Source organism: Enterobacter sp. Sphag1F (assembly GCF_014193275.1).
Taxonomy (GTDB): domain Bacteria; phylum Pseudomonadota; class Gammaproteobacteria; order Enterobacterales; family Enterobacteriaceae; genus Pantoea; species Pantoea symbiotica.
This window is the reverse complement of sequence record NZ_JACHZD010000008.1, coordinates 35937-55020: the sequence shown is the minus strand read 5'-3', so window position 1 is coordinate 55020 and position 19084 is coordinate 35937. Positions and strand designations below refer to the sequence as shown.

Below are 19084 nucleotides of genomic sequence, written 5' to 3'. Positions count from 1 at the left end.
CCGGTAATAAACGTTGTGCAATAGTGCCTGACTCGCTGCTGTTTTCTCAGTCGCGTACGGCGGCTTTCTTCAGTGACTTATCCACCGGCGCTGTTTTGGCTTTACTGCTCGAGTAGATAAAGAACAGCGCAATCCCCAAGCACATTACTGCTCCCAGTCGTGTTGAGGAGAAGTGAATTGCTTCATTTCCCAACCAACCGAAGTTATCGATCAGCATGCTCATTGCCAGTTGCCCAAAGATAACCGCAACAGTTGCTACCGCTGAGCCGATCCGCTGGACTGCAATAACCATAATAACGATGTAAGGCACACCACAGAGCGCGCCCAGTAATTGCCATTTTGGTACGTCAAGCAGCGTAAGTGCATGCTTTGGTTCAAAGAAAAAGATCAACAGAGCAGTTACCAATGCCCCGGTAGAAAACGTCAGGAATGCGCTTCGGAACACGCCGACATTGCTGCCCAACTTTCCACCAATTGCGGCCTGCATACTCAGAAATGCTCCACCAACCACTGCAAGAATGATCATCAAAATATTCATAATTTCACCTCAGCCTTTTGCCACAAGAGCCAGCGCAGCAACAATAAAAATAAGTGCAATGATTCGTTTCTGGTCAATTTTGCGGTGAGCGGTACCAAAAAGTCCGTAGTGGTCAATCACCAGACTTTTAAACACCTGCCCGGCTAAAATGCCAATCATGGTCATCGCAATACCAATACTGGGAACAGCAATGGTGAGAATCACCACATATACCGGTCCAAGGATGCCGCCGACTAACGTCCACGCAGGTTGCGAGAAAAAAGAGGGGCTATTACGCGGACTGAAGAAAAGCATCAGCATGAATGTCAGCGCGGCACCGACACCAAAAATACTGAATGTGGCCCACAAATCTCCAACTTCACTCCCCAGCGGTCCTAATAACCCTGCTTCAACGGATAATCCCATCCCGCCAGCAACGACGAGTAATATGAATAAAAGCTGCATAAAACAGTCTCCAACTTGGTTTAGGAGGCTGATGATAATGGCGCTCAAAGTAATGAAAAACAGTATAATCCGTGAAACACCTTTGCAGGAATCGAGATAATGTATGATGCCAGTTCAATAAACTTTCGTAGTCTATTGTTTTTTATTGGTGTTTTTGACTCGCAAAGTTTTTCAGAGGTTGCCAGGCGAGAAGGAGTATCAGCGTCGATGGTGTCGCGAGTGATTCTGCAGCTGGAAGATACTCTCGGACAGCAGCTGTTCTATCGTAATACCCGCGCTGTCATTCCAACCGAAGCTGGACGATTGTTCGTAGAATATGCCCGAATAATGTGTGAGCAGCTCAGCGAAGCAAGAAAAGAACTGCAGGACAGATCGCTTGAGCCTTCAGGGTTAATAAGAATTAATGCGCCAGTTTTTTTTGGACAGCGGCACATTGCGCCCTGGCTGACAGGCCTATGCGAGCGCTACCCTAAGCTGTTGATCGAGTTGGCTCAGACAGATGACTACATCGATCCCCACCGCGATGCTTCCGACATTATTTTTCGCATTGGGACACTTACCGACTCATCATTTCACGCTCGCGTATTATGCACCCAGCGCTACCATCTTGTTGCGTCTCCTAAATACGTTCAAAAGTGGGGAAAGCCAGTTATCCCTTCAGATTTAGCGCAGCATAAATGTCTGGTTTATGCGGGCTCATCCGGCCCTAACCGATGGTTATTCAGAGAACAGAATGACAGCTGGGTTCACTACCCGGTATCTGCATTGCTGATTTCTAACAATGCAGAGACGCTTCTTACCGCCGCGTTAGGTGGAATGGGGATGGTGCTCTTCCCGGACTGGCTGATTGGAGACAGCATTCATAAAGGGGAACTAGTCAGAATTATGCCCAATCTTGAAGCTGCCATAAAAACAGAGCCGCAACATATTGCCGCTATTTATCCTAATGCCCGTCATCCACCGCTGAATGTCAGAGCGGTTATTGATTACTTTCTGGAGGTTTATGGCCCCAAACCTTACTGGCAATTTGACTGACGAATGTCCCCTATGAGCGAAAATCGTATATTCGGCTTTACGCCGAATGCTATGGCAAAGAGCACGCTTGAAAGAATTTAATTGCGCTAGCGCGTGTTGCAATCTTGACGGAATATCACAAACGTCATTGCCACCGCACCAAGAAGTAATAAACCACTCAAGCCGAAAGCACTTTGCCATCCCAGGCTGTCGAATATCAGACCTCCTACTGTTGAACCCAGCGCAATGGAGAGCTGGATGACAGCAACCATCAGGCCACCACCGGCCTCTGCATCTTCGGGTACAGCCAACGTCTGGAAGGTTCATTTCTCTATTATCCACATCGCAATGTGTCGCCCGCTTTGCGCGCGGTGATTGATACGCTGAGAATTTAGGGGATAAGAGCCCTAGGCATCCGCAGACTCTTTTTTTTGTGTAGATCAAAAGGATCGGGACAATATTTAATTAGAGGCTTTCCCAGCTTTCAGGCTTATTGCACTCTTCTCATAATAATTTTCTATTACCTGATAAAACAGATTGGATTCTTGCTTAATGCAAAGCAGATATCCTGTTTCATCGATTATCAGCCACATAACTTTTTAATTAGCATTGGTACTCTCTCTCCCGAAGTATTCTGGAAAGCCATTAAACATCTGCAAATACACGTCTTTTGTCTGCATGTCCGTGCATAATTAAGCGTGTCGGGAAGCAGCAGCATCGGGCGGATTTTTATTTGTTATCAACAACCTGTGTAACCATGACGCATTCAGACTTTTTCTTAAACACCATAACTACATATAGATCGCAAATACCTATTTACCCTTTTTAATTGCAAAAATATTTCAATTAATCCTGTTAATTTTTTGCACTCGCCAGCAGGGGGAAGCATGAAGATTATCGTGGGTGGTAATGGCTACCCGGAAAAGAGAAACATCATTACAGACCCTTCACATCGCTATATTGATTACCGTCCCAGAAACATCTGGACCTGGATTAACGTCATAAGGCAGCGCTTATTACATAAAAATAAGCTCTTTATTTTCCGTCCATTGCCCCTGATCTCTTCCGTTGATGCGGACATTATCCACCTTTTTAATGAAGTCTCTGCGGGGTCAGGTGACTGGGTGGCGACCTTTGAAACCGAACTGCCCCGTGTTCTGCCCGTTGGCGGAATACAGAAATTTGCCAACCCCGAGCTGGCGCGGGAACTACGGTATGTCTGCTCTTCGCACTGCAAGGGCATTATCGCCATCTCAGAAGCCACACGGCAGATCCAGCTGAGGCTGCTGGAACATTTTCCTGAAGAGCAGGCCATAATTGGGCCCAAACTGCACGTACTCCATCCTCCGCAGCCGATACTGCATAAAAAAAGCGTGGTGGTTCAGGAAGGACCGGTGACTTTCACCTTCGTGGGTAATGAGTTCTATCGCAAGGGAGGTGCAGAAGTTGTGCTGGCCTTTACCCAGCTATTAAGGGAAAACCTGATAAGTGTGAACGACGTGCGCGTTAATCTGGTTGGTGATCTTGGTAGAACGCATAACGTGGCTCACCAGGCATTCCAGGACGACGACGTTTTTAGAAAATGCGTGGAAGATAAGCTGCGTGATTGCCCGATATTCCGTCACCACACGTCGTTGACCAACGACGCGGTGCTGGCGTTAATTAAGACCTCTGATGTCGGGCTACTACCAACCTGGCAGGAGACGTACGGCTTTTCCGTTCTGGAGATGCAGGCATGTGGCTGCCCGGTTATAACGACGAATGTCCGGGCACTGCCAGAAATCAATCCAGAAAATGCCGGCTGGTTGATCCGCTGCCCCCTGAATCCGATGTCAGAGCTAACAGTATCCTCATTGAAGGACAAAACCGTTCTGAGAAGTGCCATCATATCTCAATTGAAAACCTACATATTGCAAATCATCAGCGGCAGAAAAATCGTATCAGAGCGCGCTAAAAACTCACTCGCGCGAATATGTCTGGATCACGATCCCGTGTTGTTCAGGAAGCGACTCAATGCGATATATATGGGTTTTGAAACCGACAAAAATAAAACGTTTATCTAATCGGATACAGGCCATATTGCTTATGGCGGGTGAATTGTTCCCTTTTATTCAACTCAGAATACTGTCAGTTACCCACATTTTTGACACGATACTGTAACCGGCACATTAAAAACCTTTGTATCCATCCCTTAATAATTTTACCTTTTATGACATACTCTTATGTCAGCCAAACCCGGTTTATCAGGGATAAAATATAAAGGACTAAATTCATTCCTAGCGCAAATATACGTGCCACGCTCGGAGGGGCGCTTCTATTGATGTCCGTCTTAGTTTCAGCGTCAGAAACTCAGCCGATACCTGCAGTGCATTCAAACTCGCAACGCATCTCTGTAGAGACGCAAGGCTCAGGACCGGATGTCATATTGATTCCGGGGCTGGCGTCGTCTCGCGAAGTTTGGACTGATTTAGCAGCAACTTTACGTAAAAGCCACCGAGTTCATCTTGTTGAACTTGCTGGCTTTGCAAGCACACCTGCACTTTCCAATCCAGAGGGAAAGGTCATCGCTCCGGCAGTTGATGCCATCGCGGATTACATTCAAACGCAGCACATCACAGCACCGGCGATCATTGGCCATTCGCTTGGGGGTGAGATTGCACTGATGATCGGGGCCCGTCATCCCGACCAGGTCAGTCGTTTGATGATCGTCGATGCCTTGCCATTCTATACGTTGATGATTGATCCTGCGGCGACCACCGAGACTGCTGCACGGCATGCCACAGCGACGCGGGATTGGCTACTGGGACAGTCGCCGCGGCAATTCAAAGAGTTTCAGAAAACATCCATCATCCGTTTAGTGAAGACTGAGGCGGTGAGACCAGCTTTGGTGACTGCGGGACTCAATTCTGATCGTAAAACAGTTGCGGATGCCGTGTATGAATTGATGATTACCGATCTGCGCCCCGAACTCGCCCGCATCAAAGCGCCGATGGAGATCGTGTACGCGTATGACGCTTTATTCGGCGTTCCTGCAGCCAGCGTGGATGCCATGTACCGTCAAGCCTATGCATCTGCATCCGATATCCATTTCACGCGCATCGATGACAGCTTTCACTTTGTCATGCTTGATCAGCCAGAACAGTTTTCCCGCGCGGTAACGTCATTCTTAAATCAATAAAGGATGCAACTGGCCTTCATTTGACGCGTTGTTGTAGGGAAATGTTCAGGTCAGCGTTTCCCTCACCTTTAGTCCTATAACTAGCGTTGCAAAAAACATTATGCAACCCGCGGTGATGAAAACACCTGTTACGCCGCTGATACCAAAGAGTAAACCTCCCAACGCTGCACCCGCAGCAATCGAAGACTGAACGGCTGCGACTACCATGCCGCCAGCGGTTTCAGCCTGATCGGGAACGGAACTCGCTACCCAGTTTGACCACGCAACGGGTACGCCACCAAATGCCATCCCCCACAACGCGACGAACAACATCAATCCTGTTTCCTCCAGCGGCAGCAAAATCATACTTAATGCCGCCACACCAACAAGCGCTGGCATCAGTATCAGGGTAAGACGCAGGCTTTTCTCCATCAGCCACCCGGCCAGCAGCGTTCCGATAAAATTAGCGACGCCAAATCCAAGCAATATCAAAGACAAACGATCCACATCAAGTTGAACAATATTTTCAAGAGCCGGCCGAATATAGGTAAACAGCGCATACTGACCCGTATGGGCAATTACACACCCCGTCATTCCCATCGCAATGCCTGGGCGGCGGAGTAAATCCATGACAGATGCCGTTACCATCATTTTACGCGGAGCCATTCCGGGAAGGGTAAATAGCTGAAAGAGCAGTGTCAGCACACCTACTGCGGTTGCAGCGATAAAAGCGCTACGCCAGCCATAAAGCCCACCTAAATAGCTTCCCAGTGGGATCGAAACTACGGTTCCGACAGCAATACCGCTAAAAATAATGGAGAGAGCACGCGGGACGCTTTGAGCAGGGACCAGCCGCATAGCTACAGCAGCTGCCATGCTCCAAAAGCCTCCCAGCGCGATGCCCAGCAAAATGCGCATGATTAACAGAACAGCCAGACTGGATGAAAGTGCGACAAGCAGGTTAGAGGCAATCATCAGCACGGTAAAACCCAGCAAAACAGTTCGGCGATCATAATTACGCGTCAGGCGGGGAACCATCAGACCCGCAAACAGGGCCACCACAGCCGTTACCGTCACAGCCTGACCAGCGAGCGCTTCCGTGACACCGAGATCGGCGGCCATGGGTGTCAGCAGGCTGGCAGGAAGATATTCTGCTGTCAGTAAGCCAAATACGCCCATAGTCAGTGATATCACAGCCATCCATGCGGATTCTTTGGGTTCAGAACACGTTAAACTCGCGGATACAGCTTTAGTTGCTTCGTTTCTCATAACACACTCTTTCTGGAGTAAAAAATCACAGCTCCAAGTCTAGAGTCGAGCAACTGGACGATCTATGATGCCTTACCCTGATTTTTTACCCGAAACTCCGAATATGCATGTGAACAAACATTTTGCCCTGTCATCCGAGCTCATCAGTGAATTGCTGTTGGAAATGCGGCTACGTGGTGTGCAGTATCGCCGTTTGCAGACGGGTTCTGAGTTTGGCGTCGGTTTTAGCAACAGGCCGGGACACGCCTATTTTCATTACATCGCCGTGGGTACTGCTCTGCTTCGCACCAGCGATGGTACGTTGCACGAACTGAACGCCGGCAGCATGGTGTTCATGCCGCAGGGTGAGGAACATCAGCTTTTATCGGATGTCAGCTGCTCATTTCAACATATCGATACGTTCGGCTCTGCTCCTTTAGGCGAGGCCGTCAGCGGAATTGATACCTGCCCGAGTTCGCATCCAACACCCAGCACGGTTCTGTTTTATGGCTGTATGGAGTTCGATCTCGGTGGAATGCAGGGCCTTGGTAAACTGATGCCGCAAGCGATAGTGGTTGAGGCAAATGAACAGATTTATCCGGGGCTGGTTCCCATTCTGGGCGCGATGAAAGCTGAAATCTGTTCCGGACGCGCTGGCTTCGCGGGCATCCTGGCACGCCTTGCAGAAGTGGCGGCTGCCATGATTGTGCGTGGATGGATCGAAAACGGCAGCGAGAACGCCGCTGGCCTGATCGCTGCGTTACGTGATCCACGACTTGCCCAGGCTATTCTGTCCATTCATCGCGATACGAGTCGCGAGTGGTCTGTTGCTGAGCTTGCGGCCCAGTCGCATGTGTCGCGTTCTGTTTTTGCTGAACGCTTCAAATCAATCATCGGCATACCTCCTCTGCGCTATGTAAGGGAAGTGCGAATGCGCATCGCAGGTCACTGGATTATGCACGATAAGATCTCAATCGATACCGTTGCTCTACGCCTCGGTTATGCCTCACAGGCAGCGTTTAGCAGAGCTTTTAAGCGCATCAATGGCTATCCGCCGGGCGCTATGCGTCAGCGACCAGAGAGAGGCGCTAATACTGTAAATGAGTGAATATTATTTTTATCATATGCTGGGTTAACTTTAGGAGGCCGTTCTCTACATTAAAAACTGAGCGGTTCAATAAGTGTGTTGCATCCATCGGTTGAACTCACATCACAAAGCGGCCAAACCCGAGGAAAACGACGTCTGCTGTGAGCGAAAAGCTGACTTAATTAGCCGCCTTAAATTTTATTTTCCGTTGGTTTTTTTGATATTATTATCAAAATTATTTCGTCATACATGGAGTAAGACTAATGAGTATCTACATAAGAACAGCTCGACTTTCTGATATCGAGGGTATGTTCGACGTCAGAACATCGGTAATCGAGAATCACCTGAGCCGTGAAGAGATGCGGCAGATGGGTATTACCGAAAGCGTCGTAGGCGATATGGTTGAAAAAAGTCTTTGCGCATGGGTTGCGACTGAAAATAATAAAATCATTGGCTTCTCCATGATATTTCCGGATGAAGGCTGTCTGTTTGCGGCCTTTGTTCTGCCTGAATATGAAGGCAAAGGAATAGGTCGCAGGCTTGTTATGCTCGCCGAGCAGGAGTTATTCCAACATCATGAAATTGCCTGGTTGGAAACCGATAAGAATAGTCGCGCGGCGAAATTTTATATGCAACTCGGTTGGGGTAATGAAACAGATCTCAATGGCACAGACATCAAATTAGAGAAATCTCGTGACGTTTAATTCACAGAATTTTCATCGATTTCCGCTCATGGCACTTAGCGGACAACTAATTTGAACACCGTCCGCTGTGAGCGACGAGCAGACCGTCAGGTTTGCAGCAAGACGGCCAGTGAACTGGCAATAATAATTGAAATTATACCCATGCCTTATTTTGGATAACCACTCTGTATCCATCTGGGTCAACAAATGTCCTTCCGTTGATATCCCAGTAAGGGTTAAATGAATTCGTCATGTTGAATCCGGCTTCTATCATCCTTGCACAGGCATCTATCCACGCATTTTCATCTGAATAATAAAGAACGAGTAAATCCTCCTCAGTTTGCAAAGGTTGAATGGGATGACTAAGGCAAAAGGTGAATTCAATGTGCCAGTCTAAGCCCTTCCGTCCTAACATCAGTCCATTGAAACCGTCATGATCATTGAATTCAGCTATTTTGTGTAAATCCAGTCCCTGACTGTACATCAGAAAAGAGCGTTCAAGATTGGAGACGGGTTTGGCAATACGCATATGAGTAAACAATTAGATGTTCTCCGCTGAAGCTTTTTCTTGAGCGTTAAAATTCAGCTCAAGTTTACACATGATCATATTTTCAATTTATCCAGGAGAGCTTACAAAATGTCCGCTATTGACGCGAAGCTGACCTGTGCGCTGCACGGTCTGCAATGTGCGAAGAACGGACGTTACGGTGCTGCCTGGACACTGCTATACCATTTCATTCATGACGGCCAGATAGGTTGAATGATGCAGTTCGGGACTTAAAGGAATTAACAAAAAGCATAACCTATTGTGAATCTAAAGAATCTCTCGGTATAACCTTCTTAAGGTATAGAGAGACGCACACAGGTATAGAGGAGAAGGATAATGATTTCAAAGGATAATGCAGAGCATTATGTCTGGGGCGACGATTGCGACGGTTGGTATCTGTTAAACCGCCCGGACATGCTGGTTATTCATGAACAAATGCCGCCAGGCACTTTTGAAAAACGACACTTTCACTCCGTTTCAAGGCAGTTTTTCTTTGTTATTACTGGCATTCTTTCCATGGAGTTGGAAGGAGAAATTCATAATATTAAGGCTCTGCAGGGCCTGGAAATCCCACCGGGTTCAAAGCATCAAGCCAGAAATGACACTGGGTCTCCCGTAGAGTTTATTGTAATTTCGCATCCGACAACACGAGGGGATCGTTCTGACCTTCCTTCACCCTACTGACAGCTCGCGAGTATTTGCCAGTCCCTTCTGGCACGAAGCGGTTATCTGACAGACCTGAAGGTCCACTGTGAGCGAATAGCGGACGTCAAAATGATAGCTACAGGGATGTTCTCCGCATTAAACATAATAACCCAGCGCCGAACCATTCATCGAGTACACCTATTGCCTTGATAGTTATCACGATCACAATATCAGCACTTATTGTTAATATACTAATAGTAACCTTCGTTATCATTATCTCATCGAAAGCAAACACGCTTTCAACCATAAAAACCAAGGATAAAGACCATGAAAACTATCAAAGCTATGTCTATCGCCGCCGTTGCAGCTCTTTCACTGATGTCAGCAGCCAGCTTCGCGCAGAGCGTTACCGCAACGTCCCTGACTATGGACGGTGCCGAGGCCAAAATCGCCGCGCAGGCCCAGCAGCAGGGCGCGCAGTACAAAATCATTGAGGCCAGCAACGGCAACGTCGTTCACATGACCGCTGAGCTATACAAATAACGGATGGTCGCAAAAGGAAGTGCCAGGAAAGGTCGCCCACGGGCGGCCTTTTTTGTATCTGAACCGTTATACAGGCACATTGAACAGAACATCTCAGCAGCGAACCTAAGCAGTGTCTTCAGCTGGCGTTCCCTGGTGAAAAACCAGAGTCCAGTGTCCTTTATCCGAATACAGCCAGCAGGAAGAACGCAATGCAGGACGACTGCCGTCATCATAAGACGTCCGGTAGTGAAGCATGGCGCAGCCTACCCCCATTTCGGTGAGTCGGAAATTACTGCTGATAATAGGTGATGCAGTTTTCTCGTTTAATAGCGACGCGATCGTCTCTGCACGATCAACCATCACGCCTGACCTTGTGATTTCCAGGAATTCAGGGTGGAGAAGCCGCTCAAGCCACTCCCGGTCGTTTCGCCTGTCATCGTGAAGGCTGCATTCCAGCAACCTGAGCTTTTCCAGAAGCATTCTGCTTATCCTCAAGTGATCCTACCGGATGATCTCTTCTAACATAAATGTGCTTCGCTGAACCGCTGTAGGCTCTTCTATTTTGTGACTTCATTTAAAAAACGCTCAGCCAAACATGCGTAGCATCCCTGTTTCGCATTGTGTATCTGGATATAGCTAATATGCGGGTCGGCAAAGAAAATCTCTATAAAATTTTCTACAGATTGGCCCTCGCAAATATCTGCCTTAATTAGAAAGTGCTTTTCGTTATATGCTCGTAATGAAAGGACTCTGCCATTCATAACTTCAGGTAATTCGTTGATATAAATTCCTTGCTCGGTACATCCCTCCCAAATATATATTGCATGAGAGCCGCGATAGGGTGTATCTGCTGGCTGATAAATGTGGTTGATTAGCAGAGCGGTTTCGCCAACAGGTATATCGCATAATGAGATTCTGTCAGGATAACCAGGGTAACTAGTGACAGTTTGTCTTACTGCTCCGTATCTTCCCAGATAGCCATCACTACGCCCAAAAAGATGAGTAAAATGCTCGGCTCTAAGCCAGAAATTCTATATTTCATGATGCCTCCAGTAGTATCAGCATCACCTTAGTGGTTTTTCTAAGAAGAAACTCGCTGTTTCCGGTCAGGGAAATATTGGTTATTGGCGAGTATGAAATTTTCGCATAATGGCCGCTCCCCTTTGATCAACACAGATTGTTGTTAGCTACTTCAGCTCTTGGCACGAAGCGGACGCGCATGCCACGTCTACTATGAGCGAAGAACGGACATTGCATCCCCAATAAAGTCAGGGATCAGTGTTGTCCCATTATCTGTTCTGAAATGGTGATTTTTCAGGCAGCGTACTTTATTCTGTTTAAACTTCCTTTGCAGGATCTAACCATGATAATCGTAGAGAAATCAGATCCATTTTCTTCAGAATCCCATCGCTTAATCGAAATGCTGTCAGCTGAACTTGCCGCTATTACTGGCGATAATGGCAAAACCAACTTCACCGTTGAAGCTATGAACAATGACAAAGCATTATGGGTATTAGCAAAAAATGCACATGGCGATGCGATAGGATGCGGTGCAATCCGCCCATTTACACAAAACATAGCTGAGCTTAAAAGAATGTTTTCAGACCGAAGCGAGCCAGGAGTAGGTCTTGCTTTACTCACTTTTCTGGAAACTTCCGCAAAACAAATGGGATATCGTGAACTAAAGCTGGAAACACGATATATCAACCATCGGGCCATCAGTTTTTACGAGAGAAATGGATACATCCAAATTGAGAATTATGGCCCATACGTAGGCAGAGAAGAGGCTATCTGCTTCTCAAAGGTATTGTGCTGATTATATTTATCAGACCTCACTTCCGCTTCTGGCACAGAGCGGGCATTGATGGCATTAGAAGTATGAGAGTGCCATTGTCATACTGGACACAATCCTAATTCTGTCCGGAATATGCAGATTGAAATCAGTGGGAGAATCATGGATATCCAACTCACAAACGTTACCCCGGAGAGCCCAGGATTTGCTGAGTTAAAATCGCAGAGCATGGCTGAAGGATTTAACATGTTACGACGACTGGAAGATAACTGGCTTAGCGGACTGAACCGCTTTGACAGACCCGGAGAAAAACTAATTGGGGCTTCTGTAAATGGGTTGATCGTTGGCGTCTGTGGACTCAACGTTGATCCATTTACGCTAAAAACTTGCATCGGACGTCTGCGACATCTCTATGTAGACTCAGGATGGAGAAAAAGGCAGGTTGGCAGCGCCCTGCTCAGTGAAATACTTAAGGATTCTGGCCACTGGTTTGATTTTATCAACACAAACGCTCCTCCATCGGCATTCACCTTCTATGAACGAGCTGGCTTTATTGCTTTAACTGGTATAGAAAAAGTCACGCACCATCTATGCCTCAGAGACCCAGCGCGTTAATTCAGTCACGTCCTGGACAGACCGCATATCTTGTCCAGTGAACCAATTTTCAGCAGCGCCTGCCCAGATACAGCCTTGACGCATCCAAGCCGTACCACTTTCAGGCAAATCAGAGCCATTACAGTTAAATCCGCGCCGCCTTGGACACACTGCGTTTTCTAACCAGGCATGCAGTACGGCGGCTTAAACATCTTCAGGAAATCAAAGGAATTGACTGGCAGCCATAAAAAGCTTGTCGTATGTCTCAGGGCGTGAAGCGGACTTTTGATTCATGACGATTACCTGTTTTTGCTTAGCTGAACATTACCTATATGCGAAACGCCTGGACTGGCAATTTCAGAGAGTCCCAATTACTATCCAGAATCTATGGATGTGAACATTTTTGGCTTTATGCCAGCATTACTCCCTGTTGCACTGTCTCCCGGAGCGAGCTTTACTCTCGTTATGAACAGTTCTCTGACAGGAGGTAACAAAGGTTTATTCAGAACCCTCGCCGGAACAGCTCTGGGCATATATACCCATGCATTTTTTATAGGGCTTGGTATTACGGCAGTGCTCATCTCGTCGCCAGCAGCGTTTGTTGTGCTTAAAGTAACCGGAACTGTCTATCTGCTTTGGTTAGGCTCGATGCTCATCCGCAGTGCGATAACGGTAAATTCAGGCGGGTTTAATGGTGCAAGGCAGTCCGTGACTTTAAAAGAGGCTTGGCTGGCTAATGTTTTGAACCCTAAAGCCATCCTTTTTTATCTGACAGTCGTTTCACAGTTCGCAGGCGCGAAGGGTGGCGTTTGCAACTACCTTATACTGGCATCAGTTCATATAGTGGTTATGAGCTTCTGGCTTTTTGCAATCACTCAAATGCTCATATTCTCAGCCAAAAAAACCAACCCATTAATGCTGAAAAAATACGTCAACATTGTCGGCGGGATGATGCTCATTGCTTTTTCTCTGCACAGCCTTATCTATTAACTCCTCAGCCAGAGCCATCCGTTGAACTCACAGCACGAAGCGGCCTTCCCCACTTTATTTTGATCTGCAATCTAATAAGAACACCCAAACTCAAAGGAAACTCATTTTTTAACCAGTTTTGCAGAAGAGTTTTGCTGGAGTTTTGCAGAAGACCTCTCACGTCGATTTTCAACGATGAGGCTCATCATGGATGCCAACACCCTGCCCGGTAAGTCATAACAAGTGCCGCCACACTTCAGGCATTTTTCACTGGAAAGTCTCGATTTTCGACACTATTATCAGCTCACTTATTCACCCACTGATAACTAAGGAGGATTACTATGCCATCGTGTGAATTGTTTGTTTACTCACACTTTTAAAGGATTTAAGTATTGATATAACTCACTGTATTTAAAGGGTAATAAATCATTTAAAACTTAAGTCCCGGATGCTTTTTGTTGAATTTTTATTGCTAAGATATCAAGACGTTACTTATCATTTTGCAGAAACCAAAAAAGTTACTATGCAACCTTCACCACTCTCATGGTGACTTAACCTAAAACCTAAACTTGACATATTTAATGACTCACAGATTAAGAATGATTTAGCCCTTTATTTTAATTAAGGCACTTAAATTTTCTCGATGTTATTTTTTGAATAAATCTCTAATAATGTGGCTTATCAGAGAATAATTTCAGTCTGTTCTAAATATGCCATTGCATCAAGTATAGATGACCAGCCTGTAGACTTTGTGAGGGGATAATTCAGAACTTTCATCCCGTTATGCAAATAGATATCACAGGTTTTTGATTTACCATCAATTTTGATATCCAGTATTATTCTGCGAGCTATTAATTGAAATTCCTTGCGGTCGGCTACGTTGAGTACATTTAATGCAGAAGCAGCCTTCATGTCGCGCTCATCCTGTATTTCAGCCATGTCACTCTTTAACTTAATTATTTCAGCAGAAATTTCAGCAGCTCTTACTGTCAGCTCTCTGACATCTGGCGCAAGCTCTATCGCCTTAATCACGTTCTGAAGCTTACCAGTTAATTCCAGCTGCCTGGCTGTCATTGAAGTTAATGCAGTTTCGTTTGATAAATGCAGGTCCATTCCTGAAGCACCTCTTATTACCCCAGTAATCAGGTAGCGATCGGTTAGATCTCTTCTGACAGCTTCAGTTTTACATCTGTGCTGACGCCGCATTGAGCAAACATAGTAGCCATAACCCTTAGTGTTGATCCCCGTCAATATAATGGCATGCCCACACTCTTTACAGTGCATCAGCCCTTTAAAAATATTTATTAGATGGGGATTAAAATTGGTGTTCCTTCTGCTTTCAGGTTCGTAACTTACACGTCTTACCCGCTCAAAATCTTCGATACTAATGATTGCAGGGTAATAATTAGAAATGTCCTCAACATCGGGAACTGTTATGCGATATGACGGAGAAAGAACGCCAATCACAGCTTTAGATTTAACCAGTCTTTCAATTGAAGCTGAATTCCATTGTGAAACTTTTCCCCGAAGATTTTTCTTACCCTGAACATTCAGTGCCTGACTGATTTTCTCAAAGGAGCGGCCATCGAGTCTCATTTCGAAAATGGTTCTGATAATGTCTGCTTTGTCTTCAATTACCTCAAAACCATTACCAGCAGCGTTTACTTTCAACCAGGAGGGGCAATGGCGGGTCATTATTTCCCCCTTTTCAGCGGCCTGTTTACGCTTTTCGGCCCAGACTGCTCGCTGCCGTTTAGATTTGATTTCGCTTTCTTCATTAGCGCGCTGGGCTATCAGAATTGCTTTGATGATTGAATAGGGGTCGTCAAGTGAATCGCGGGTATAATGTGTGCCATCAGTGAGGGTAACCACATCGATTCCCGCCTTAAGAATTGTACGAAGCCTGTCTGACGCATCACCTATTTTTTCTCGTGAGAGACGATCCAGGCTTTCAACAAGGAGTACACTGCCCGCTTCAATCAACTCCTTTTGCACCGCCTCCATAAACTCTGAAAATGCGCCTGAAATCGCATGCTGTCCTCTGTAAGCGCTTAGCCCCAAATCCTCGAATGTTACAGGGTCAAGGTAATAATCAGCATTATGTTTAAGCCATTCATCAATTAGTTTCTTTTGTCTTCTCACTGAATCTCCCTGGACCTGCTGTAAAGATGAAAAACGTAGATAAGCTATAGCCCTTTTCATACCTCCCCCCCTTTATCCTGATAGAGACAACTGACATTTGGCATTTCCAAAAATCAAATTTGACGATTGATTGAGTCACATTAACATGACAATGAAAAATATGAAAATTATGGTGACGAATGCGTGAGTCACTTATTCAGCCCTGTTTTACATTAAAGCCTTCAGCCCCTCTGAGAAAAACAACATTACGCTCAAAGGCAATGACATCACACTCACATTTATAATGAATGTAATTTTATATCTCAAGCGATTAATATCGCTGAGCATAACTGGTGGCATTTGTAATAATTCAATCCATAAAGATTCACTTTTATGAATGAAGATATCTGTAACCTGTCAAATGGATAAGATCACTCATTTATCAAGCTATTAACTCCAGGGTATCCAAATGCACATTAAATTAAAATTCGCATGTATAACATTGGCTTTTATGACAAGTGGTTCAGGTTTTGCCTCACCTTTTAATCCCAATATTAATGCTAACAGAACGACTCTTTCCATGGGCTACTCACAAGGAGAGCTTCGGGACTTCGGTTCACTCTATGGAGGGAATATTACGGTACAGTTTGAACCCGATTTTCCTGTGGGGATAATGGGGTCAGTGACAGCTCTGCGTTCAGACCTTGACGCAATTTCTGACAGACTGAAAAAACATCATGGCTCATCGCCTAATAAATTAGCTGAGAGTGCTGAGTACTACTCGGCCATGTTTGGGCCAACTCTTCGTTTGAATGAGAACATAAGCATTTATGCTCTGGCTGGCATATCGCATAGCAAAGTCGATAATTACTCAGTCACTCAGTCAAATAGCGATAAAATATACCCTGCCACCTCAGACAGTAACAGATTCGCTTACGGTATTGGCATGACTGCTAATGTAACAGACCATCTTAATCTCAGTATTGGATATGAAGGTTCCAGGGTCAGGTTTGATGAAGAATCACATCCGATCAATACCGTCATGCTGCGTGCCGGCTATCGCTTCTGATTACATTACGTCCCCTTAGTACACGTAATGGGGGCTTTTATCATTCATATCATGTTGGATTTCTACGGAACCAGAAATGAAAAATAATTTGATTAAAATGATCTACGCACTGGCCTGTTTTTTGTGCATAACTGCAAGAGCGGAAAATATTCCAGACCGTACCACGATGTTATTTGGTTATGAGCATGGGTCAATAGAAGGCTATGGCAGCCTCCACGGACCCAACTTTAAGATAATCTACGAACCTGAGAGCCTGTTTGGTATTGTCGGCTCTTTGACGGCCCTCAGAAATATATGGGATAACACTGACGAGTTTCATTTTGAAAAGAATATCAACGGCAAACGTATCAGAGTCAGAACAGAAAAAAAAGCCACACAGGATACGGAGTATTATTCTGCGATGTTTGGTCCATCATTACGTGTAAACAATCTCTTGACCGTATATGGCATTTTTGGGTTATATCATCTGAAAATAGATAACCCACTCATACACGACCCGGCTACGAAAAAGGCGGCAAGGAATGGTTCCCACTCTTTTAATAATGTTGCCTATGGTGCCGGTGTTATCCTGAATGTGACGGATACGCTCACGCTGGCAGCTGGATATGAAAGGGCGTCAGCCGAAAAAAATCAGGATTACCGCAGCCTGAATGCTGCATCACTGAGTATGGGTTATCATTTTTAACGAATTCATATCTCAAAGCATCAAACTGATTACATCAGCTCTTTCAGCTGGAATTGCCGGACTGGTGTCTTCTTTTATACCGGGACGTCTGGCCAGCGAATGGAACCAACATTTCCCGGTTCAATGCGGTATACATCAACAAAATGCTTCTTCCATGACAACAGTTTTTGGGTTTCTTCATCCGTTAATGCATGAAATTCTTCAACAATCTTCAGCTGTCGAATTTCGGTGTCAGCCGTCATTAACATCGCATTTCTTTTACTCACTGCATCCGCTATACGCTCCTGTTCGGAAGGTTCAGGAGCATCAGCCCAGCAAGGCATACCATTCTTATCGGCACCACGAATTTTTCCCTGTGGAGGCTGCCCATTGTAATTTAGCCAGAGCGCTTCTGATATGTTTATGACATCATCACTCCATGAACCATTCTGAATGTATACCGCTTTCTCATCCAGGTCATAAAAGGCTTTTGTTGTTGCACTGAATCCAATATTCATATCATTCCACCATGCTCTCACTGACCAAACGCAACCCAGTAGAATCCAGATTCACCAGAACCGGCATTCAGCTCAAAGTGTGTATTATCAATGACACTAATATACGGGTTCACGACACTTTTTTTATATGTTTTGTTCAACGAAAAGTGGACATTGAAACAGCCAGAAGGGAATACGATGGGAAAGCTAACACTGGTGGTGGTGCTGGCGCGATCAAACATTCCCCCCTGAATAATGAGTTGATTATTGGGTGATTTATAGTGCCAGGCTTTCTGAGAGCCTGAGGTAAAAGGCAACTGTCGTTTAAGCCATTTTTCCAGACTCCCCTCCCAAAGTTTACCTCTTACATCACCTTCCTCAGTCAGCTCGGCCTCCCCTACATTCAAACTTTTTTCGATTGTCAGATTGCCCTGTACAACGACATCGCCGCCAATATGTCCTCCGTCGCGGGAATAATACTTTTGATCCGATTCATCTTTGGTGTAGCTGCTTTTAGGTGAACTGAGAATCCAGGCGCCGATCGCGCTATTCCATTCAACTTCCGCAGTATTTCCCTGAGAAATCTGACCAGCCGGCAATTCCTGGTGTTCAGCAGTGAGGATGCTGGCCGCTGGAAAATGACTTACCGCCAGTGCCGACGGACCCGAATTTGTATTCTTCGCACGAAAATGTAATCGCATACCGTCGCTGATATGGCCAATTGCTGGCTGAAAAGAGACCTGATAGTGATTTACGGTTCCCGAATCCATTCCGTAAGTTAGCCTACCCTGCTGAATCGCACCGATGAGACCATTTACGGGTAGGAAGGGAGCGCCATCAGCGGGACGGATATCCTCCGCATTAACATGACGATCGCCATAGTTAATCGTGATGACCCAGGCAGATGTATAGCCTGCATCTGGAGGAGGCGTAGTCTGAGAGCCGGCTGCAGCAGCAACTCCAGCTTTGAGACGAACAATGCAGGCACCTGAACGCACCGTACTCTGAGCATTGCCGGTATTATCAGGACCGCTAAATGCCATAGCAGGATCTGCAGCGTTGTAGTAGGGCAAAACGGTTTGGCCGCCATCCACATCGTTATAGGTAACCTGAATCAGATAGTTGATGCTATGCCCGGGCGTCGCTGGTGCAGACAGGTGGAATGTAACTGGATCAGGATTAAGTCCCTGCTTCAGCAGTGTGTGTGTCGTGTCAGCTGCCAGCGATGAATACGGCGTACCGTCTGTGTTGTGCAGACTGTAAATCTGCCCTTCTCCTATGCTCACTGCCAATGTTTCGGCAACATCTGGTGTACAGACGAGTCCATAAAGATAGGTATTATTTCCCATAATGACTGATGCCAGTTTGGCCATCCCTGTCATGGCGAATTTGTTGGTGTTAAGCAGGTCAGTTTCGAGCGGAATTGCGCCCGGATAAACGATGAGACGATCCATGATTTCCCCATAGAAATGGCATTTGCTTAAGTGTCC

At 45.9% G+C, this 19084-nt stretch carries 22 protein-coding genes and 3 pseudogenes; 14 read left to right on the top strand and 11 right to left on the bottom strand.

What is annotated here, in order from left to right; all coding sequences use genetic code 11:
* Positions 1–46 precede the first annotated feature (46 nt).
* Together FHW71_RS21250 and FHW71_RS21245 are read right to left on the bottom strand one after the other, a co-directional pair.
* Positions 47–538, bottom strand: coding sequence for a DMT family transporter (locus tag FHW71_RS21250; protein WP_154182763.1), 492 nt, complete (start codon positions 536–538; stop codon positions 47–49).
* 9 nt (positions 539–547) lie between these two features.
* On the bottom strand, positions 548–982 hold the full coding sequence (locus tag FHW71_RS21245; RefSeq protein WP_154182761.1) for a DMT family transporter: 435 nt from the start codon (positions 980–982) through the stop codon (positions 548–550).
* Positions 983–1081: 99 nt separating this feature from the next.
* Between FHW71_RS21245 and FHW71_RS21240 the strand changes: the two genes are divergently transcribed.
* Positions 1082–2017, top strand: coding sequence for a LysR family transcriptional regulator (locus FHW71_RS21240; protein ID WP_179452962.1), 936 nt, complete (start codon positions 1082–1084; stop codon positions 2015–2017).
* Positions 2018–2066: 49 nt separating this feature from the next.
* Here FHW71_RS21240 and FHW71_RS21235 read toward each other — a convergent pair.
* A pseudogene (locus FHW71_RS21235) lies at positions 2067–2301 on the bottom strand (hypothetical protein); the annotation flags it as partial.
* On the opposite strand from FHW71_RS21235, the pseudogene FHW71_RS21230 reads away from it, so the two are divergent.
* Positions 2299–2391, top strand: a pseudogene (locus FHW71_RS21230) (LysR family transcriptional regulator); the annotation flags it as partial. The pseudogenes FHW71_RS21235 and FHW71_RS21230 overlap by 3 nt on opposite strands.
* A gap of 66 nt (positions 2392–2457) precedes the next feature.
* Here the strand turns inward: FHW71_RS21230 and FHW71_RS24170 are convergent.
* Positions 2458–2589 (bottom strand): ATP-binding protein, encoded by a 132-nt coding sequence (locus FHW71_RS24170; RefSeq protein WP_154182757.1) that lies wholly within the window; start codon positions 2587–2589, stop codon positions 2458–2460.
* A 294-nt stretch (positions 2590–2883) separates the two neighbouring features.
* On the opposite strand from FHW71_RS24170, the gene FHW71_RS21220 reads away from it, so the two are divergent.
* Entirely contained in the window at positions 2884–4059 is a 1176-nt protein-coding gene (locus FHW71_RS21220) for a glycosyltransferase family 4 protein (protein ID WP_179452961.1), read from the top strand.
* 209 nt (positions 4060–4268) lie between these two features.
* A complete protein-coding gene (locus tag FHW71_RS21215; protein WP_179453064.1) occupies positions 4269–5174 on the top strand; it encodes an alpha/beta hydrolase in 906 nt (301 codons plus the stop codon).
* A 45-nt stretch (positions 5175–5219) separates the two neighbouring features.
* Here the strand turns inward: FHW71_RS21215 and FHW71_RS21210 are convergent, their stop codons facing one another.
* Positions 5220–6422, bottom strand: coding sequence for an MFS transporter (locus FHW71_RS21210; RefSeq protein WP_179452960.1), 1203 nt, complete (start codon positions 6420–6422; stop codon positions 5220–5222).
* Positions 6423–6486: 64 nt separating this feature from the next.
* Here FHW71_RS21210 and FHW71_RS21205 point away from each other — a divergent pair, with 64 nt between their 5' ends.
* Complete coding sequence (locus FHW71_RS21205; RefSeq protein WP_179452959.1) at positions 6487–7509, top strand: AraC family transcriptional regulator; 1023 nt, start codon at positions 6487–6489, stop codon at positions 7507–7509.
* 242 nt (positions 7510–7751) lie between these two features.
* Complete coding sequence (locus FHW71_RS21200; protein WP_179452958.1) at positions 7752–8192, top strand: GNAT family N-acetyltransferase; 441 nt, start codon at positions 7752–7754, stop codon at positions 8190–8192.
* 133 nt (positions 8193–8325) lie between these two features.
* Here FHW71_RS21200 and FHW71_RS21195 read toward each other — a convergent pair whose 3' ends face one another.
* Positions 8326–8700 (bottom strand): VOC family protein, encoded by a 375-nt coding sequence (locus FHW71_RS21195; RefSeq protein WP_154182749.1) that lies wholly within the window; start codon positions 8698–8700, stop codon positions 8326–8328.
* 108 nt (positions 8701–8808) lie between these two features.
* Between FHW71_RS21195 and FHW71_RS24095 the strand changes: the two genes are divergently transcribed.
* The 3 genes from FHW71_RS24095 (at position 8809) to FHW71_RS21185 (ending at position 9906) form a co-directional block, all read left to right on the top strand.
* Positions 8809–8931: a hypothetical protein gene (locus FHW71_RS24095; protein WP_286176388.1), complete on the top strand. Its 123-nt coding sequence runs from the start codon at positions 8809–8811 to the stop codon at positions 8929–8931.
* Between the two features lie 123 nt (positions 8932–9054).
* Complete coding sequence (locus FHW71_RS21190) at positions 9055–9402, top strand: cupin domain-containing protein (protein WP_179452957.1); 348 nt, start codon at positions 9055–9057, stop codon at positions 9400–9402.
* 288 nt (positions 9403–9690) lie between these two features.
* The gene (locus FHW71_RS21185; RefSeq protein WP_008102115.1) at positions 9691–9906 is read left to right on the top strand and encodes a YdgH/BhsA/McbA-like domain containing protein; all 216 of its coding nucleotides are present in this window, start codon (positions 9691–9693) and stop codon (positions 9904–9906) included.
* Positions 9907–10011: 105 nt separating this feature from the next.
* On the opposite strand, the gene FHW71_RS21180 is transcribed toward FHW71_RS21185, so the two are convergent.
* Both FHW71_RS21180 and FHW71_RS21175 read right to left on the bottom strand, forming a co-directional pair.
* Positions 10012–10368 carry a DUF4440 domain-containing protein gene (locus FHW71_RS21180; protein ID WP_179452956.1) on the bottom strand — a complete coding sequence of 119 codons (357 nt, stop codon included), beginning with the start codon at positions 10366–10368 and terminating at the stop codon, positions 10012–10014.
* A gap of 77 nt (positions 10369–10445) precedes the next feature.
* Positions 10446–10930, bottom strand: a pseudogene (locus tag FHW71_RS21175) (DUF1203 domain-containing protein).
* 321 nt (positions 10931–11251) lie between these two features.
* Between FHW71_RS21175 and FHW71_RS21170 the strand changes: the two are divergent.
* From FHW71_RS21170 to FHW71_RS21160, 3 genes are all read left to right on the top strand, one after another.
* Positions 11252–11704, top strand: a complete 453-nt coding sequence (locus FHW71_RS21170) for a GNAT family N-acetyltransferase (protein ID WP_179452955.1) — start codon at positions 11252–11254, stop codon at positions 11702–11704.
* A gap of 138 nt (positions 11705–11842) precedes the next feature.
* The gene (locus FHW71_RS21165) at positions 11843–12295 is read left to right on the top strand and encodes a GNAT family N-acetyltransferase (protein WP_179452954.1); all 453 of its coding nucleotides are present in this window, start codon (positions 11843–11845) and stop codon (positions 12293–12295) included.
* Between the two features lie 366 nt (positions 12296–12661).
* Entirely contained in the window at positions 12662–13264 is a 603-nt protein-coding gene (locus FHW71_RS21160) for a LysE family translocator (RefSeq protein ID WP_179452953.1), read from the top strand.
* Between the two features lie 660 nt (positions 13265–13924).
* On the opposite strand, the gene FHW71_RS21155 is transcribed toward FHW71_RS21160, so the two are convergent.
* On the bottom strand, positions 13925–15445 hold the full coding sequence (locus FHW71_RS21155; RefSeq protein ID WP_179452952.1) for a recombinase family protein: 1521 nt from the start codon (positions 15443–15445) through the stop codon (positions 13925–13927).
* Positions 15446–15833: 388 nt separating this feature from the next.
* Between FHW71_RS21155 and FHW71_RS21150 the strand changes: the two genes are divergently transcribed.
* Together FHW71_RS21150 and FHW71_RS21145 are read left to right on the top strand one after the other, a co-directional pair.
* Complete coding sequence (locus FHW71_RS21150) at positions 15834–16433, top strand: Ail/Lom family outer membrane beta-barrel protein (protein ID WP_179452951.1); 600 nt, start codon at positions 15834–15836, stop codon at positions 16431–16433.
* A 76-nt stretch (positions 16434–16509) separates the two neighbouring features.
* A complete protein-coding gene (locus FHW71_RS21145) occupies positions 16510–17118 on the top strand; it encodes an Ail/Lom family outer membrane beta-barrel protein (RefSeq protein WP_179452950.1) in 609 nt (202 codons plus the stop codon).
* A 74-nt stretch (positions 17119–17192) separates the two neighbouring features.
* Here FHW71_RS21145 and FHW71_RS21140 read toward each other — a convergent pair whose 3' ends face one another.
* Together FHW71_RS21140 and FHW71_RS21135 are read right to left on the bottom strand one after the other, a co-directional pair.
* Positions 17193–17615 (bottom strand): tail fiber assembly protein, encoded by a 423-nt coding sequence (locus FHW71_RS21140; RefSeq protein WP_179452949.1) that lies wholly within the window; start codon positions 17613–17615, stop codon positions 17193–17195.
* A 17-nt stretch (positions 17616–17632) separates the two neighbouring features.
* Positions 17633–19048, bottom strand: a complete 1416-nt coding sequence (locus tag FHW71_RS21135; RefSeq protein ID WP_179452948.1) for a hypothetical protein — start codon at positions 19046–19048, stop codon at positions 17633–17635.
* Positions 19049–19084 lie beyond the last annotated feature (36 nt).

Bases quoted from the DNA above. Each gene is read 5' to 3' on its own strand.
- FHW71_RS21250 (WP_154182763.1), bottom strand. From the start codon at position 538: ATGAATATTTTGATGATCATTCTTGCAGTGGTTGGTGGAGCATTTCTG.
- FHW71_RS21245 (WP_154182761.1), bottom strand. From the start codon at position 982: ATGCAGCTTTTATTCATATTACTCGTCGTTGCTGGCGGGATGGGATTA.
- FHW71_RS21240 (WP_179452962.1), top strand. From the start codon at position 1,082: ATGTATGATGCCAGTTCAATAAACTTTCGTAGTCTATTGTTTTTTATT.
- FHW71_RS24170 (WP_154182757.1), bottom strand. From the start codon at position 2,589: ATGTGGCTGATAATCGATGAAACAGGATATCTGCTTTGCATTAAGCAA.
- FHW71_RS21220 (WP_179452961.1), top strand. From the start codon at position 2,884: ATGAAGATTATCGTGGGTGGTAATGGCTACCCGGAAAAGAGAAACATC.
- FHW71_RS21210 (WP_179452960.1), bottom strand. From the start codon at position 6,422: ATGAGAAACGAAGCAACTAAAGCTGTATCCGCGAGTTTAACGTGTTCT.
- FHW71_RS21205 (WP_179452959.1), top strand. From the start codon at position 6,487: ATGATGCCTTACCCTGATTTTTTACCCGAAACTCCGAATATGCATGTG.
- FHW71_RS21200 (WP_179452958.1), top strand. From the start codon at position 7,752: ATGAGTATCTACATAAGAACAGCTCGACTTTCTGATATCGAGGGTATG.
- FHW71_RS21195 (WP_154182749.1), bottom strand. From the start codon at position 8,700: ATGCGTATTGCCAAACCCGTCTCCAATCTTGAACGCTCTTTTCTGATG.
- FHW71_RS24095 (WP_286176388.1), top strand. From the start codon at position 8,809: ATGTCCGCTATTGACGCGAAGCTGACCTGTGCGCTGCACGGTCTGCAA.
- FHW71_RS21190 (WP_179452957.1), top strand. From the start codon at position 9,055: ATGATTTCAAAGGATAATGCAGAGCATTATGTCTGGGGCGACGATTGC.
- FHW71_RS21185 (WP_008102115.1), top strand. From the start codon at position 9,691: ATGAAAACTATCAAAGCTATGTCTATCGCCGCCGTTGCAGCTCTTTCA.
- FHW71_RS21180 (WP_179452956.1), bottom strand. From the start codon at position 10,368: ATGCTTCTGGAAAAGCTCAGGTTGCTGGAATGCAGCCTTCACGATGAC.
- FHW71_RS21170 (WP_179452955.1), top strand. From the start codon at position 11,252: ATGATAATCGTAGAGAAATCAGATCCATTTTCTTCAGAATCCCATCGC.
- FHW71_RS21165 (WP_179452954.1), top strand. From the start codon at position 11,843: ATGGATATCCAACTCACAAACGTTACCCCGGAGAGCCCAGGATTTGCT.
- FHW71_RS21160 (WP_179452953.1), top strand. From the start codon at position 12,662: ATGGATGTGAACATTTTTGGCTTTATGCCAGCATTACTCCCTGTTGCA.
- FHW71_RS21155 (WP_179452952.1), bottom strand. From the start codon at position 15,445: ATGAAAAGGGCTATAGCTTATCTACGTTTTTCATCTTTACAGCAGGTC.
- FHW71_RS21150 (WP_179452951.1), top strand. From the start codon at position 15,834: ATGCACATTAAATTAAAATTCGCATGTATAACATTGGCTTTTATGACA.
- FHW71_RS21145 (WP_179452950.1), top strand. From the start codon at position 16,510: ATGAAAAATAATTTGATTAAAATGATCTACGCACTGGCCTGTTTTTTG.
- FHW71_RS21140 (WP_179452949.1), bottom strand. From the start codon at position 17,615: ATGAATATTGGATTCAGTGCAACAACAAAAGCCTTTTATGACCTGGAT.
- FHW71_RS21135 (WP_179452948.1), bottom strand. From the start codon at position 19,048: ATGGATCGTCTCATCGTTTATCCGGGCGCAATTCCGCTCGAAACTGAC.